This is a genomic window from Mesorhizobium sp. M0815 (genome assembly GCF_040319995.1).
Classification (GTDB): domain Bacteria; phylum Pseudomonadota; class Alphaproteobacteria; order Rhizobiales; family Rhizobiaceae; genus Mesorhizobium.
In genome coordinates this window covers 1-14994 of the sequence record NZ_JAMYOU010000058.1, presented here as the reverse complement: position 1 = coordinate 14994, position 14994 = coordinate 1, and the positions used below count along the sequence as shown (strand labels likewise).

9 protein-coding genes and 2 pseudogenes are annotated in these 14994 nt (G+C 58.1%); all 11 read left to right on the top strand.

The features are described from left to right. Positions 1-150: 150 nt before the first annotated feature. The 11 genes and pseudogenes from NKI01_RS30285 (at position 151) to NKI01_RS30235 (ending at position 14401) form a co-directional block, all read left to right on the top strand. Positions 151-1566 (top strand): sensor histidine kinase, encoded by a 1416-nt coding sequence (locus NKI01_RS30285; protein WP_352788862.1) that lies wholly within the window; start codon positions 151-153, stop codon positions 1564-1566. 884 nt (positions 1567-2450) lie between these two features. After that, a pseudogene (locus NKI01_RS30280) lies at positions 2451-3563 on the top strand (porin). A 354-nt stretch (positions 3564-3917) separates the two neighbouring features. Then, positions 3918-4709, top strand: a complete 792-nt coding sequence (locus tag NKI01_RS30275; RefSeq protein WP_352515605.1) for an antitoxin Xre/MbcA/ParS-like domain-containing protein — start codon at positions 3918-3920, stop codon at positions 4707-4709. A gap of 366 nt (positions 4710-5075) precedes the next feature. Continuing rightward, on the top strand, positions 5076-6035 hold the full coding sequence (locus NKI01_RS30270) for an aspartyl/asparaginyl beta-hydroxylase domain-containing protein (protein WP_352847271.1): 960 nt from the start codon (positions 5076-5078) through the stop codon (positions 6033-6035). 225 nt (positions 6036-6260) lie between these two features. Then, the gene (locus tag NKI01_RS30265; RefSeq protein WP_352965761.1) at positions 6261-7127 is read left to right on the top strand and encodes a MipA/OmpV family protein; all 867 of its coding nucleotides are present in this window, start codon (positions 6261-6263) and stop codon (positions 7125-7127) included. Positions 7128-7358: 231 nt separating this feature from the next. After that, on the top strand, positions 7359-7850 hold the full coding sequence (locus NKI01_RS30260; protein WP_352788875.1) for a class I SAM-dependent methyltransferase: 492 nt from the start codon (positions 7359-7361) through the stop codon (positions 7848-7850). Positions 7851-8233: 383 nt separating this feature from the next. Then, positions 8234-9562, top strand: coding sequence for a GMC family oxidoreductase (locus NKI01_RS30255; RefSeq protein ID WP_352965764.1), 1329 nt, complete (start codon positions 8234-8236; stop codon positions 9560-9562). Between the two features lie 222 nt (positions 9563-9784). Then, positions 9785-10957, top strand: a complete 1173-nt coding sequence (locus NKI01_RS30250) for a patatin-like phospholipase family protein (protein WP_352965759.1) — start codon at positions 9785-9787, stop codon at positions 10955-10957. Between the two features lie 156 nt (positions 10958-11113). Next, on the top strand, positions 11114-11881 hold the full coding sequence (locus NKI01_RS30245; RefSeq protein WP_352965756.1) for a DUF3313 domain-containing protein: 768 nt from the start codon (positions 11114-11116) through the stop codon (positions 11879-11881). A 134-nt stretch (positions 11882-12015) separates the two neighbouring features. Further along, positions 12016-13095, top strand: a pseudogene (gene lpxD, locus NKI01_RS30240) (UDP-3-O-(3-hydroxymyristoyl)glucosamine N-acyltransferase). 172 nt (positions 13096-13267) lie between these two features. Then, positions 13268-14401 (top strand): tyrosine-type recombinase/integrase, encoded by a 1134-nt coding sequence (locus NKI01_RS30235; protein ID WP_352965754.1) that lies wholly within the window; start codon positions 13268-13270, stop codon positions 14399-14401. The last annotated feature ends 593 nt before the right edge of the window (positions 14402-14994 follow it).

Sequence of the window (14994 nt, the reverse complement as noted above, 5' to 3'; positions counted from 1 at the left end):
GACCCAGTTCGCCGTCGTCTTCGGCGAAAGGTTCGTCAGCCAATGACGAAACCGGCCTCGCGCACAGAATTCCTGACAGTTCCAGCCCACTTTCATCAAGACAGTGCGGCTGGGAGGCTACATCTTCACTCCGGAGGTCTCGGTAGCCATATGATCGGTCGGTTCAGACGGGCGCCCATTCGGCTCCAGTTCGTCGTGCTCGCCGCGATCCCTATTCCGGCAGTGCTCCTTAGCGTTGTCGCGCTCTTGCCGGAGCCGTACATCTTCCAGGCCAAGCAAGTGGTGGCGGTCAGAAGCACGCAGATCGAATTGATCGTAGAGCAACTCAGAAACAGCGCGGACGATGCCGACGCCGAGAAGCTGCTGCGCGCGAGCGCTCCCACCGGTCTGGAGATGAGCGTTTTACCGTGGCCTGATCTTAACGTCGCAAGCAGCCACCAAGGGAATATGCAATTCATCGCCGATGATCTCCGCGACGTGCTGCCCTCTGACTTTGAGGCCACGGTTGTTCCGCAGGATGCTGAACACAATGCCCTGGCGGTGCGTGTCGACGCAAAGCGCGGCCTCCTGGTCCGGTTCTCTGACGCCGATACCTATCCAGCCGTGTTCGGCACGATTGTCGAACTCATTGCCAAGATTCTGATGTTGATCCTGCCGATGCTTCTGCTGGTCCTCTATATCGGCGGCGTGATCACGTCGCCTCTCGTCCGCTTCGCCGAGGCTGCAAAGAGCCTGCGCCTCGACGGCAACGAGGAGCAGTTGTTCACTGTCGCAGGCGCCAAGGAGCTTCGCACCCTCGCAACGGCACTTAACGACATGCGGCGCGGAATTCGCAAGATGGTTGATGACCGCACGCGGATGCTGACCGCAGTGAGCCACGACCTGAGAACGCCACTGACGCGGCTAAGAATGCGCGTGGAGCGATCAAAGGAGATCCCGTCCAAACAAGCGATGCTTGACGATATCGCTACATTGACAGCGATGATCGAGGAAAGCCTCCAGTATCTGAGCAGCACGGCCCGCGACGAGCCGCTTCGAAAAGTTGATATTGCGGCCCTGATAAAGACAATCGTTGCCGGGTTCTCCGATGTTGGACACACAGTGATTTACGTCGGCCCCGAGAGATTCGGATATTCATGCAAGCAGAAAGGGCTGACGCGGGCAGTCACCAACATCGTGGAAAATGCCGTCAGATTCGGCAAGATCGTGCATGTCCAATTGTCCAATTTCCCGCCAAGCAAAGTGTCCATTGTTGTGCAAGACGATGGCCCCGGCCTTGCAGAAGGTCTCCACGAGAAGGCTCTAGAGCCTTTTTTCAAGGCAGATGAGGCCAGATCCTCGAATACCAACAGCGGTTTTGGTCTGGGTCTTTCGATCGCGGATGAGATCGCAAAGAGCCATGGTGGCTCGCTGTTGCTCGAGAACATATCGCCGCATGGGCTACGGGCAACTATATCGTTGCCGCCGGAGCAGGTTGTTCCGCTCAAAAACAGCAAGACTGACGAGATGCAACGACAGGCTTCAACGCGGCAGGCGCTCGCCAAGGGCAGGCAGTCGACCACGTAGCAGGACGCAGGATGCGTGACGTTTGACAGCCGCGTTCAAAGTCTTATCGCGGTGAGGGCGGCGTCTCCTGCGTCCGCAAGGGCTCGTCCTTGCCATGACACCGGCGCGACCGCGCCGCCGCATCCTGAAGCAGTTTCTTCATCTCTCTCAAAGAGACCCGGTCCGCACGCATCATCTGTCTTATGAGTGGGTCTTTCAGGATGTCTGCCCGCTTTAGATCGTCATGGGCCATAAACGGTCTCCGTCTTTATCGCATTCGAACGTAGCCGCGGCCGAGATCCTGGCGATGTCAAAAGCGGGACAAAACCAAGGCGGTCGGTGAAGTTTTGTTGCCGGCCACCGTGGCGGGTTCGCTCCGGTCAAAAGTTCCATCGGCAACCGACATGGCCACGGCGATCGGTGAGCTTGCCTTATGCCGAGGCCGGCGCGCTCGGTCACTGCGCAACTGTCGGGCTGCTCCCTCGCCAGCCAAACCTGCCCAGCGCCTGTCTCGGCCCGACCCGATCGAAATTGCTTCATTGGGCATATTTCCGCGCGCTAACGGACGCGATTGCATAGGAGGCCTTCTCCCGAACGACCAAACATCGTGAACTGGCTGCGGGAGAAGAGTATTTCACGATGAAATGTAAAATCGTAACATACGTTGCAAATGTGCCATCAGTTCCACGCGGATTATAAGTACAATTCGTGCCGAAATAGGTGATATTTACGCAACATGAGTGCATATACTTAGTAATTGTCGTCACAAGATCGCAAAATACCATTGATCAATTCGACCCCATCGATAATCCCTTGCGGAGAGGCGGCGCGTCACGCTGCTTCGTGGACGGGGATCGAGGCTGAGATCTTGGCCAGCCCCTTTTAACTTCACTGGAGGTCAGAAAATGAACATCAAGAGCCTGCTTCTCGGCTCAACTGCGGCCCTGGTCGCAGTTTCCGGTGCTCGCGCCGCCGACGCCGTCGTCGTTGCCGAGCCGGAACCTGCTCAATACGTCAAGATTTGCGACGTCTACGGCGCTGGCTATTTCTACATCCCCGGCACCGAAATCTGCCTGCGCATCGGCGGCTACATCCGCTACGACGTCGGCGTCGGTGACCGGGAGGGCGCGCAGAACGTTCCGGATCATCTCAAAACCGGCAAAACAAACGACACCTACTACAAGCAGGCCCGCTTCACGCTGAGGACCTACACCGGTCAGGAAACCGAGATGGGCACCTTGAAGACCTACACCGAGACCCGGTTCAACTTCGGCAACAGCAGCGGCGATTATGCTGACCCGGATGGTGCTGGCCCGTTGGTTGGCGGCGCTGGCTGGCAGGCAGGAACAAGGACGTATCGCTGAACTTCGCCTGAATGCAGCTCGGTGGTCTTCGCGTCGGTAAGGACGAATCAGCCTTCGATACGTTCATCGGCTACGCCGGCAACGTCATCGACGACACGATCGTCCCATACGGCTCGTTCGACACCAACGTCATCCAGTACTACTTCGACGCTGGCAACGGCTTTTCGGCCGTGGTCTCGCTCGAAGAGGGCGCTGGCGCCGACACGATCGACAGCTATGTCCCGCATGTCGTTGGCGGCGTGAAGTACACGCAGGGCTGGGGCGGTCACTGGCGTCATCGCCTATGACAGCAACTATGAAGAAGTGGCGGGCAAAGTTCGCTTGGACGTGAACGCCACCGACGAACTGTCGCTGTTTGTTATCGGCGGCTACGGTTCGGACTCGAATGCTGCTCACAACTTCTACAAGCTATGGGATGGCGAGTGGGCAGTCTGGGGTGGTGGCACCTACAAGTTCAACGAGAAGACTTCGTTCAACCTCCAGGCCTCGTATGACGAAGTCAAGACCCTCGGTGTCGCTGCCAACGTTGCCTACGACCTCGTCCCCGGCCTCACCGCCACGGCAGAAGTCGATTACTACAACAAGGGTGCCAGCGTGTATCACGCCAAGACCGATGGTGTCGGCGGTATCCTTCGCATGCAGCGCTCGTTCTAGATTTCGTCTGGTCTGGCTTGGTCCGCGGCGGGCGCCGCGGACCGTTTTCTTTCCGGCTTTTCGCATGACCGTCGGACTGCATTAGCTTTCCGGCGCTGCGCGGTAGTAGAGAAAAGGCAGATCGCGGTAGCGCTCGACCAGGGGCCCGGCCCTCTCGTTCAATCGCCGCAAAGCAACGGCATCTGAGGCGCTCTAGGTCAGAGAGGCAATGGTGGAAACGCTCGATCAAAATCGAAAAGAATGGAAATATCCGAAAATATTTCTAAATCTATTCAAACAAATTATTGCTTTAAAAAGCAATTGAGACCGTTATTTTAAAAAGGTTTCCACCTAAATCGCAATAGAGGTCCGATTATGAGCTCTCGTAAGCTGATCATCCTGACTAAAGCCTTGATGGGCTCCGATGATGATCAGCGCGCATATTTGTATCGCGACAAGGTGATGAAGGTTCCGGGTGTTATCAGCGCGGACAGTTTCCGTTGCGCGGATCATCCCGGAGGCCCAAGCCCGTATCGCTGGGGTTGCATGGTGACCTATGATCACGAGACTACGGACGTCAGGCAGGTAATAGAAGGTGCGGTGGCAAGCTCGGGAAACGAAAGCGAGCTCGGCGGCGCAACGCGCGAACCGGACTCTGTTACCTACTTCGAGCCCGTAACCGAATTCAGGCGCAAGACGGAGTTTCTTCGTGACAATGTATCCAGGGGCACAGGGCCGTCTGAACAAACAAATGCCGATTTGGCGCGAGTGAATGCGGGGCGAGAGTCTGAACCCTATTTGACGCGATGGCGACTCGCCGATGTTGCCACGATGCGTCTTGAAGACTGGGCAGGCGCGGTTGTCGGGCCAACATACCTCGAGGAAAATCTGCAGATTCCGAGATCGACGTTGCACCGCTGGCAGAAACGCAACCAGGTTATCGCATTGCGCAAGGGCCTCGGCCGGCACGTGTTCCCGCTGGCCCAGTTCGTTGACGGCAGACCCGTTGCCGGAATACCTGAAGTGTTCGCGCTGGCAAAGCAGCCAAGGCTTGCGTGGTCATGGCTCGTTCGCCCTTCACCTTACCTCGAGGGCAGTATTCCCATCGATTTGCTGAGACGAGACCTAGTCGACGAAGTCGTGATAGCTGCCAAACGTTCGTTTTAGCTGATCATTCGTCGAACGCGAAAGTTGAAGCTTGGAATCCCCCGCGCAGCGAGTGATGTCAGGCGAAAGTCGTAGGCCGAAGCGGCCATAGCAAGCACGCTCCCAGCATAGCAGATCATTTCGAGCAAGGTTTGGCTCCGGCCCTCATCGGCCGGATGGTCGTCCGGCGACCGTCCGTGATGAATCGTCTGGACCGAAAACAACTCTTAACAACACAAAATCCAATGCAACGACGAATCTGGACTAATGCCGCCATCCGAACGTGCGAGCGCGCCTCGGATGAACACATTCTGAAGTGTCTGACTTGGGTCGGCGCAACGGAAGCATCTCAACATCGCGGCAACTGGCGCATTCTGGGCAAATCTCATGCTAATTCTTGTCGTCATGGTCACGCTAGTGGCCGCGAGCACCGTGTACGTCTACCGCTTCCGGGGTGAAGTTCGCTACGAAAGCCTGTCTGAATACATCCGCAAGGGATGGCCAATTTTTTCGCCGTTGAATTGTGCCTTGTACATGACAACGCTGCCGCACGGATCAAGGGCTGTTCTCGACCCGGCCGATTTTCCTGAACTCGAGGTGCTGCGTCAAAACTGGCACACCATTCGCCAGGAAGGCCTTGAACTGCTGCGCCAGAACTACTTCGACGCCACCAAACGACCGGGCACGGCGGGAACCTATGACGTCGGCTTCCGCACGTTCTTCAAGTACGGCTGGAGCCGCTTCTACATTAAGTGGTACGGATATGAGCACCATTCAGCAAAACGCCTTTGCCCCAAGACGGTCCAGATCCTCCAGAGCGTGCCAAGCGTCCATGGAGCGATGTTTGCCTATCTTCCCAAGGGCGCGCAACTGACACGGCATGCCGATCCGATCGCCGTGTCACTGCGCTACCACCTCGGTCTTGTCACCCCGAACTCCGACGCCTGCTTTATCAATGTCGATGGCCGCAAGTTGAGTTGGCGCGACGGCGAGGCCATCATGTTCGATGAGACCTACCTGCACTTCGTGCGCAACGATACCGACTGCGATCGGCTCATCCTCATGTGCGATGTCAAAAGGCCCTTGAACCCGGTGGGTGCAGTGTTCAATTTCTTCTACGAAGGCCTGACACGAGCCACGGTGGTGCCTAATACCCCGGAAGACCATCGTGGCTTCGCTAACAGGGTCTTTGCGGGGCTCGCGCCGTTCCTAGCAGGCACCAGGGCGCTGAAGTCGACGAACCGCCCCTTGTACCTCGTCATCAAATGGTCGGTGAATACCTCGCTGTTGCTGTTGGTGTTGGGGCTGATTGCCGGTGTAGCACAGTTGCTGAGCCAACTCGTCTAAAGCACAGTTTTTAGTTGGCTCCTGATGTGCGTGATCTGAGCGAAGGCCGCGCGATTGTTACCCCGCCATAGCAACCCAGACGGGTCGAGCCGCAACATGTCTTAACATCACTAAACCCAAAGCAATGTCGTAGTCCGAGATAGTGCGTGCGCTGGAGGTACGACTGTGTCGGGCTTCCCTTTTGCCGTCTTTGAATACCTCCACCATCCCCAGGAGACGATTCGCATGCCAGCCACAAAGTCTCGCTCAACCCGCTCGCGGGATGCTCTTGTCGCCACGAGCCTCTCAGCAGTGGCTTTTTTGCCGTTCCAAGCAGGCGCAGCTGAACCGTTCGAGAATGAAGCGGCTGCAACAGTGCCCTCTGCGGATGCTGTCGACGAGAGACGGTACGGCCCCATACGCCAGAAGCTTGCCGACTGGAACGTGATGCTTGCCGCCGGAGCTATGTACGCGCCAAAATACGAAGGATCCGATGAGTTCGAACTCGTCCCGCTACCGATGATCTCCGCAACCATTGGTCGTCTTACCATTGATCCGGGCGGCCTGAGCATCGATGTGCTAGAATCCAACGGTTTCAAGGTCTCGGTGAAGGGCGGCTATGACATAGGCGGAGCGCGAAAGGAAAAGGACTCCAAGCACCTGAAAGGCCTCGGTGACATTGACGGCGGCGGCGTCGTCGGAGCGCAGATCTCATACGAAATGGGGCCGATGGAAATTTATACATCTGTCGACAGGACGTTCGGGGGCAGTGACGGTCTGATTGGTCAAATCGGCGCAAACGTTTCCCATCACTACAACGCATTTATTCTCTCTGCGGGCGCGTCGGCGACCTTCGCAGACAAAAATCACATGCAAAGCTACTTTGGGGTGACTGCTCTGCAGTCGGCAAGATCGGGGTTGCGGCAGTACGATGCAGGTGCAGGGCTTAAGCGCTTCGATATCGAAGCTTCGGTAACGTACATGGCATCGCAAAACTGGTTTGTGCGCGGGCAGGCAGGGGTTGGCTTCCTCACGGGCGACGCGAAGGACAGTCCGATTGTTCGGAAAACAGTGCAGCCTTCAGGGATGCTCATGGCGGGCTATAGGTTCTAGGACTTCCGTACTAACTCCCGCGCTACCCCTTCGACACTTTCCGGCCAGCACCAGCCCTTAACTCTGCTGCCTGATCGGCGTTTTCCGCCTTAGGCTTACGGATAACAAATACTGCCTGTCGGTATGCGGAGCTCCGCAATGTTGGATCCTACTACTCTATTTCGAACCTGGATGTCGGATACCTTCCGGACGGCCTGGCTCGTGCCTTCCCGGAGAGCTCTGGCAGTGGCAATGACTCGCGAAATAGGTTCTGCGCAGTCTCCGGTGGTTGAGCTTAGGCCCGGAACCGGTGTCTTCACCCGACAGCTTATCATACGCGGCGTGCCTCAGCAGCGCATTGCGCTCGTCGAAAACGCTGCGTCCCTTGCCCGCGTGCTACGTCGGCAGTTCCCCGCTGCCGCGTTGCTGGATATCGACGCAACGGAGTTGCGGCGATGCAATCCCTTTGACGGGGAAAAAATAGGCACGGTGATCAGCAGCCTCCCGCTTTCTACTATGCCGGCTTGGCGTGTGTTCGCCATTCTGTACGGCGCTTTTCACATTCTTCGGCCGGGAGGAGCCGTCTATCAGTTCACTTACGGCTGGCGGTGCCCAGTACCTGACACCGTTCTCGACCGGATCGGGCTTGAGGCGACGTTTATGGAATGGGTCTTCGCAAACGCGCCGCCTGCGCAGGTTTACCGGATCGCCAGAAGATCGGACGCGATCGGGAGTGAACGATGAGCTTGTCGTCAGCCATCCACCGCCGACCCAGCCCACATCAAACTGCGGACGTCAGCGGCTGGCCGCTCTGAAGACAACCTGATCCTGCAGCAGCTCAGGCGCACCGTCGACGCGATGGTGGCCTTCCCCGTTGGGCAGGGTTGCCAGGCCGTTTAACCATGGATCGAGGGAACCCAGATGATCCAAGTCGTGCGGTCCCCCAGGAAAGGAGGATACGACTACGTGGTCATCGGCTCTGGTTCGGCCGGTAGTGTGGTGGCCAGCCGGTTGGCAGAGGATTCTGCCCGAACGGTCCTACTCATTGAGGCGGGCGGGTCCGACCAGTCGACCGATGGAAGCATGCCTGCGGCCATAGGTCTTCCGTTGATAAGCGATCGGTATAACTGGAAATATTTCGGTATGCCCGAGATGAGGAGGGGCCAGGACGTCGGCGTCTATCAACCCTGCGGCAAGGTGTTGGAGGCTCTTCGTCTATCGGTCGCATGAACTGGACGCGCGGCAACAGGAAAGACTACGACAGTTGGGCAAGCTATGGCGTTCAGGGTTGGAGTTACGATGAGGTTCTGCCGTTCTTCAAAATGTCTGAGACTTTCGAGGGTGGCGACAACCGGTTCAGGGGAGGCCAGGGCCCGATTCAGGTTGAGCGTTCCAAAGCCGACAATCCTCTGTTCCAGGCCTTTCTTGCCGCGGGCGTGGAGGCAGGTCACGGCGTGAATCACGACCACAACGCGGCTTATCTAAGCGGCGTCCATCGCATCCAACACAACATCGGCAACGGGCGCCGAATGAGTGCGTCCTTCGCCTATCTCCACAATCGGCCGGTCCGGCCAAATCTGGATGTCTTGCTCAACGCGCGCGTAGTTCGCGTCATTTTCCAGGGCCATCGTTGTGTTGCGGTCGAGGTAGTTAAAAACCGCACCCGCATCACGATCCCGGTCCATCAGGAGGCCATTTGCTGCGCAGGAGCATTAGTCTCGCCGCAATTGCTCATGCTGTCGGGTGTCGGACATGCGGACCATTTGCGACAGCTAGACATACCGGTCGTCTCTCACTTGCCGGCAGTTGGTCAGGGATTAAGCGATCACATCTGTTTCTGTGTTGAATATGAAGTCAAGGATTCCCGCGAGTCGGCCGCTCAAACCCTGCCCTTTGGTGGAGGACTTACGCCGGGTCTGGAATGGCTACTATCCCGGCGCGGCCCGGGGACCTCAGGTCTTTTCGAGGTAGGAGCCGTGCTATCGTCCGACCAGACGGTGAGCCGGCCCGATGTGCAGATAGAATGTCTTGCGGCGCGATCGAGCTTCGGCGCCGGCGAAATCAGCATTGCCCCAGGGTTTCAGTGCTTTGTCAGCCTTCAGCGGCCTACAAGCACGGGTCTTGTTTGGCTGAGTAGCGCCGATCCTTTTGCTCCCCCGGCCTTTCGGTTCAACTACCTACGAACAGAGCATGACAGGAAGCTGGCGGTTGTCGCGCTCAGGCAGCTGCGCGACTTGATGAACCAGCCCAGCATGGTGACCAAGCTCAAGGGCGAGGTCGGGGAACAGGTCGCCTGTCGCACCGATAAGACGAGCACCAGCTCAGTCGGTGCTAAGGTCGGCCGGGAAAGCATCCGCATAGCTTCCGCCGACCGCAAGATGCGGTACCAGCCCGGCATTGGCACATTGTGCGACGATCTTCGCCGAGCCCGTTCCTTCAAAAAGTCAAACCATTGACGGCCGCGGCCTTCGACTCGGCGGCGCGGCTTCTTAAGCGCAGAGCGTTTGCCGGCGAGGATTGCAGGGCGAAACAACTCTTAACAATACAAAACCCACGGCAACGACAAATCGGGATTAATGCCGCCAGACGCGATTGCGAACAGCGGTCGCGGGTATGCCGACCGCCGGTGGAGACCTTGATGGTTCCTTCCGGCGATGGCCCGGGACAAGGCGGTAGACATGCATCGACTGGTGGCCATCGTCCTGCTGGCCTTCCTTGCGGGCTGTTTGGCGCCGGACCGCATTGTTTACGGGCCAAAGGCTGCGACGGTAGCCAGCATCCAAGGGTTCAGCGACATTCGTATTTATGCAGATTCGGCCCGGAAACTGCGCGACGCGCAAACCTGGTTGCCCATCCCGAGACACAAGGAAATCAACTACCTCGTCCTGTCGAGCGGCGGTGGCGCAGGCGCATTCAGCGTCGGCGCGCTCAAGGCTTGGTCGGACAATGGACAGCGGCCGGAATTCGAGATGGTCAGCGGTGTCAGCACGGGCGCGCTAATTGCGCCCTACGCCTTCCTAGGCTCGGCCTACGACCAGCCCCTCGTGGATCTCTATACAAGCGGTGTCGCCAAGGAGTTGGTCGATGCGGATTTCCTACCGAAAGGCCTCTTCGGAGCAAGTCTCCTGAAACAGGAGCCGCTTCGCAAAATGGTCGAGCGCTATTTGACGCGAGACATACTGAAAAAAATCGCGGCTGAGCACCGCAAGGGGCGACGACTGCTTGTTTTGACCTCCAACCTCGATTCCCAAAGAGCGGTGATCTGGAACATGGGCGCCATCGCCAGCAGCGGGCGGCCCGGTTCGCTGAAACTCTTCCAGGACATACTCATCGCCTCGGCAAGTATCCCCGGCATTTATCCGGCCGTGCTCATCCGCGCCGAAGCTGGAGGGGAGGCGTTTGAAGAAATGCACTCCGACGGCGGTTCGGCGACCCAGATCCTGACGATCCCGGAGGGGTGGATAGCCAATTCGGACAAAAGCGTCCTGCCTAAGAACCTCAAGTTCAACATGTACATCATCATCAACAATGCGCTCATGCCAGAATTTACCACGACAACGAACAATACGTTTTCTGTCATGGCCAGGGCGAATTCCACCCTTGTCAAGTCACAGACCCGCAGTGCGCTGCTGGCCACTTACGTCTACGCCCAAAAGAACGGCATTCGATTTCGCGTGGCTTCGATCGACAAGCAGCTCCCCTACAGCATGACCGATCCGTTCAACACGGACTACATGCGCGCCGTCTACAACCTGGGATACACAAAAATGGCTCGTGGCAGCCTGTGGCAAGACAGGCCCGTGTTCACCGACAAGGTTGCTGCCGATCAGCCAGCGAAACAGATGCAGTAGCCACCCGCCTGCCTCCCTCCATTCCCCAAGCCCCAACAGGAGAACGAAGTGCCAAATTTCCATACAAACCAGGCTGCCGGTCGGCTGCAGCATAAATCGATCGGCGCCGCGCTTCTGCCGTCGCTGCTTGTATCGGCAGTTGCCGGCTGCACCTCGGTGCCACTCCAGCCGGACAACTCGCTGACCTCCTATGACGGTCTCACCAAGGTCGACGGGCGAATAAGAAAGGCAGAGTACAAGGCTGTCCCCGAGGATCTCAACGTAAGCAAAACAGTGTACATTGAGCCTACGCTGGTTTCGCCAACCGCAGCGCAATCCTCTATAAAGCCCGCCGATCAGGCCTTGGTGGCAACCGTAGTCAGCCGCGCGCTTTGCGTTGGCGTCAGCGATCGTTTCGTGGTCACGGACGACAGAGAAAATGCCGATCTGGTCGTCCACGCGACGGTCACCCGCATTGTGCCAACGAACGCCACAGTCGCCGGCCTGTCGACCGCGGCGTCGATTGGCGCTTCGTTCGCGTCCTCCTCCGTCCCTATCCCGAGGATTCCGCTGGGACTGGGCGGGCTTGCCGTCGAGGCCGAGGCGACCACGAAGGATGGAAAACAGGCGGCTGCGATGGTGTGGTCGAAGGGCGCGAATTTCGTGACAACAGGCGCGCGGATGTCACAGATTGGCGACGCCTACTCTCTGGCGGAGAGTTTCGGAAGCGACTTTTCCAAGATGCTTGTCACGGGCAAAACACCATTCAAGTTTGGCTTCCCGAAGCTTCCGTCTTATCAGAAGCTGAAATCCGGGCTCGGCGGCAAACCCAAATATCAGGCTTGCGAAAGGTTCGGCCGGTCGCCAGGCCTGAAGGATTTCGCAGGCGGGCAACTCGGTTTGCCGCCGTCCTGGACGGACAAGCCAGCTCGCCCGCAGAGCTAGAGTAGAATTTGTATCGACCAACTCCATCGCCGGGCATCCGGATTTATGGACTGCGTCGTCCGCATGCGGACCCGCGGTAAGTCGGTCGGCCTGCACTCCCCTCCCCCCCGACAGGCCGACCGACACTTTGATGAATGCAAATCAAACCAAACCAGTCCTGCCATGAACCGAGCCTGACCGTGCCGCCGATCTTTCAGCCGAGCGGATTAGCTTTAGCCGAACTCGCCAAAGAGGCGGGAGTGCTGCTGCCCGCAGCTGCCAATCCAGACATGCTTCTGCAGAGCGGGGCGAGCCTTGAGACGGCACGGTCGTGGCATATCGCGTACATTGATCATGCACGCTACACGAACGCCTTGCGCACCACCAAGGCCGGCGCTTGCTTTGTCACGGAGCGCTTCGCCCATCTGGTGCCGCCTGGCACGGTTCCCATCACCGTCCGGGATCCCCGCCTTGTTTATGCCAAGGTGCTTGCCCGGCTACACCCCGAGGCATTGCGAGCCGCGCCGCTTTTGGGCAGCCCTGATGTCACCGAGGGATGTTTTGTGCATCCATTGGCGCAGATCGGCGCCGGCGTCGTGCTCGATCCTGGTGTTGTCATCGGAGATCGGGTGTTCATCGGAGCCGGCACCACAATAGGCGCCCATGTGGTGCTGGGTCCGGACGTGGTAATCGGCAGGGACTGATCTATCGGCCCTAGCGTCTCAATAGCCCATTGCAGCTTAGGTGATCGGTCGATCGTGTATGCGGGCGCGCGTATAGGCCAGGATGGTTTCGGCTTTGCGATGAGCGGCTCAGGACATGTAAAAGTCCCGCAACTCGGTCGAGTCACGATCGGAAACGACGTCGAGATCGGAGCCAACAGCACGGTCGATCGCGGTAGCTCGGGCAATACTGTCATTGGAGACGGGACAAAGATCGATAATCTCGTCCAGATTGCGCACAACGTACGGATCGGGCGTCATTGCGTCATCACTGCCCAGGTCGGGATCGCGGGCTCGACCGTGCTGGAGGATTACGTTGCGGTGGGTGGCCATAGTGCGATCGCTGGCCATCTGCGCATCGGTCAGGGCGCTCAACTTGCGGCGGCTTCGCGGTTCATGAGAGACGTACCGGCAGGCGAACGCTGGGGCGGAATGCCCGCCAGACCTCTGCGAGAATGGTTCCGCGAGCAGGCGACCCTTAGGAAACTAGCGAAGTATCGCACTGGTGCTTGACTCTGTAGCTGTCCCATTCTCACCCGACTGTTCAAGGCTGTTTGAGCTCAGATAGAACCCAGTGTTCCGGGCGGTGCTGGCCGGGCGCGCGGTTCGATGTACGGTTCCATAAATGATGCTCTGCGACCTTGACGGTCGGCTTCGCGCCAAATGCGGATCCTCCCGGTCGCGAATGAAGGTTGCTGAGGTTGGTGAACTCACGACGCGCGCGGCGCGGAAGAAGGCGAAGGATATTCTTGGCAAGATCGCCAACGACGTTGACCCTCGCGCGTCGACACGCAAGCCGGACGGCAATGTTGCAGCGGTTGATTTGCCATCGATTGCGAACCCCACGCTGCGCATTGCCTGGGAACGCTATCGCGACGGGCATATGAAGAACAAAGGCCGAAGCGGTGGGACGATCAACAACTATCGTGATCACGTCGAGCGGCTGTTGGCTGATTGGCTTGACGAGCCGCTTTCCAAGCTCGGCAACGATCCTTCCATCGTGACCGTGCGGCATGAGAAACTCACCAAGGAGAACGGCGCCTATATCGCCAACGGGTGCATGCGAACGCTGCGCGCCGTCTACAATCATGCTCGCAGGGCCGCCCGCACGCTGCCAGCGGACAATCCGGTCTCAGCCATAGATTGGAATGCCGAACATCGGCGCAATACCGCGCTGGGGCTTTCGGACCTCGAGGACTGGTTCACCCAACTCACGGCATTGAAGAACCCAATTCGGCGGGAGTTGCATCTGTTCATGTTGCTCTCAGGCCATCGCCCTGAGGCGATCAGGAAGGCGAGGGTCGAGCATGTCGATTTTCGCGCACGTGTCCTGCACATACCCAGGCCGAAGGGCGGCGAGGTCAAGGCATTCGACATACCGCTTTCGCGAGCCATGATCCGCTGCCTGGTTCGAGTGATGCGCATTGGCCGGGCTCTCTATGGCGAACAATCGCGTGAATGGCTGTTCCCAGCCGAGAGCAAAAGCGGTCACATTATCGAGCATAAGGAAAAACGCAGCGATCTGTCGAAATGGGGGAATGACCTGCGGCAGACGTTCCGCACCATCGCCCAGGCCGCGGGCGTTGCGGAGCTGGACGTCCACCTTCTGATGAACCACTCGATCCCGGGTGTTAATGCAGGTTACATCACGCGCAACAAACTGCTGAGCGACCACCTGCGCCAGCAGCAGGAGGTCATCTCACGTCGGATGCTCGAAGCGGGGCAATCGCGACAGAAAGAAACGAAGCGCCGTAGATTCGCGTGGCCCGCACTTCCAAGCAGGCGCCTGCTTTCTGAACTGATGAGCGGGAAGGGTTAGGCGGCTTGCTGCCAATAATTCGCAAACGAGTTCGGGGGTTCGAGTCGGGAGAGGGATACCGTCAATACAGTGCGGCCACCGAATTCGTTTGCTGACGGGGCTTCTTAATCAGCGCAAATAAGTCCGACTCCGACCTCCGCAACCAGTTCCAGCATAAATCACTAATAGTCGCGATCTGATCAAAGCCCCGCCGGAAAAAACGGCAAGGCCTTTTCCACGGCAGGTTTGGCGAAGCGCGGAAGGGCACTCTGCCGCCCAGAGTAACCGGCCTGCACGGTGAAGACGAGAAGGACGCTCTTCCAAGCGCGGAGTTCGAATCCTCCCTCTCCGCCATAAGACATTGTTTTACATTGATAAAAATACAAGAATAGGTTGCGCGCCCGCCATAAAGCCCGCCTACCGAAAACGGCGTATCCGCGGCACGTCAGCTTACGACACAAATATGCGGGTTGATGCTTCAACCTGGTAGATGGCAGAGATCAACTTCGGCCTCGCTAAGCGAAGTCGTGGATAGTGTCCTGAAGGTTCTGCAAAAAGTTTTGGAGAGAGAACGGCGCTTGCTCTGAAGGGCGAGCGGCCATGGCACGGTGGTG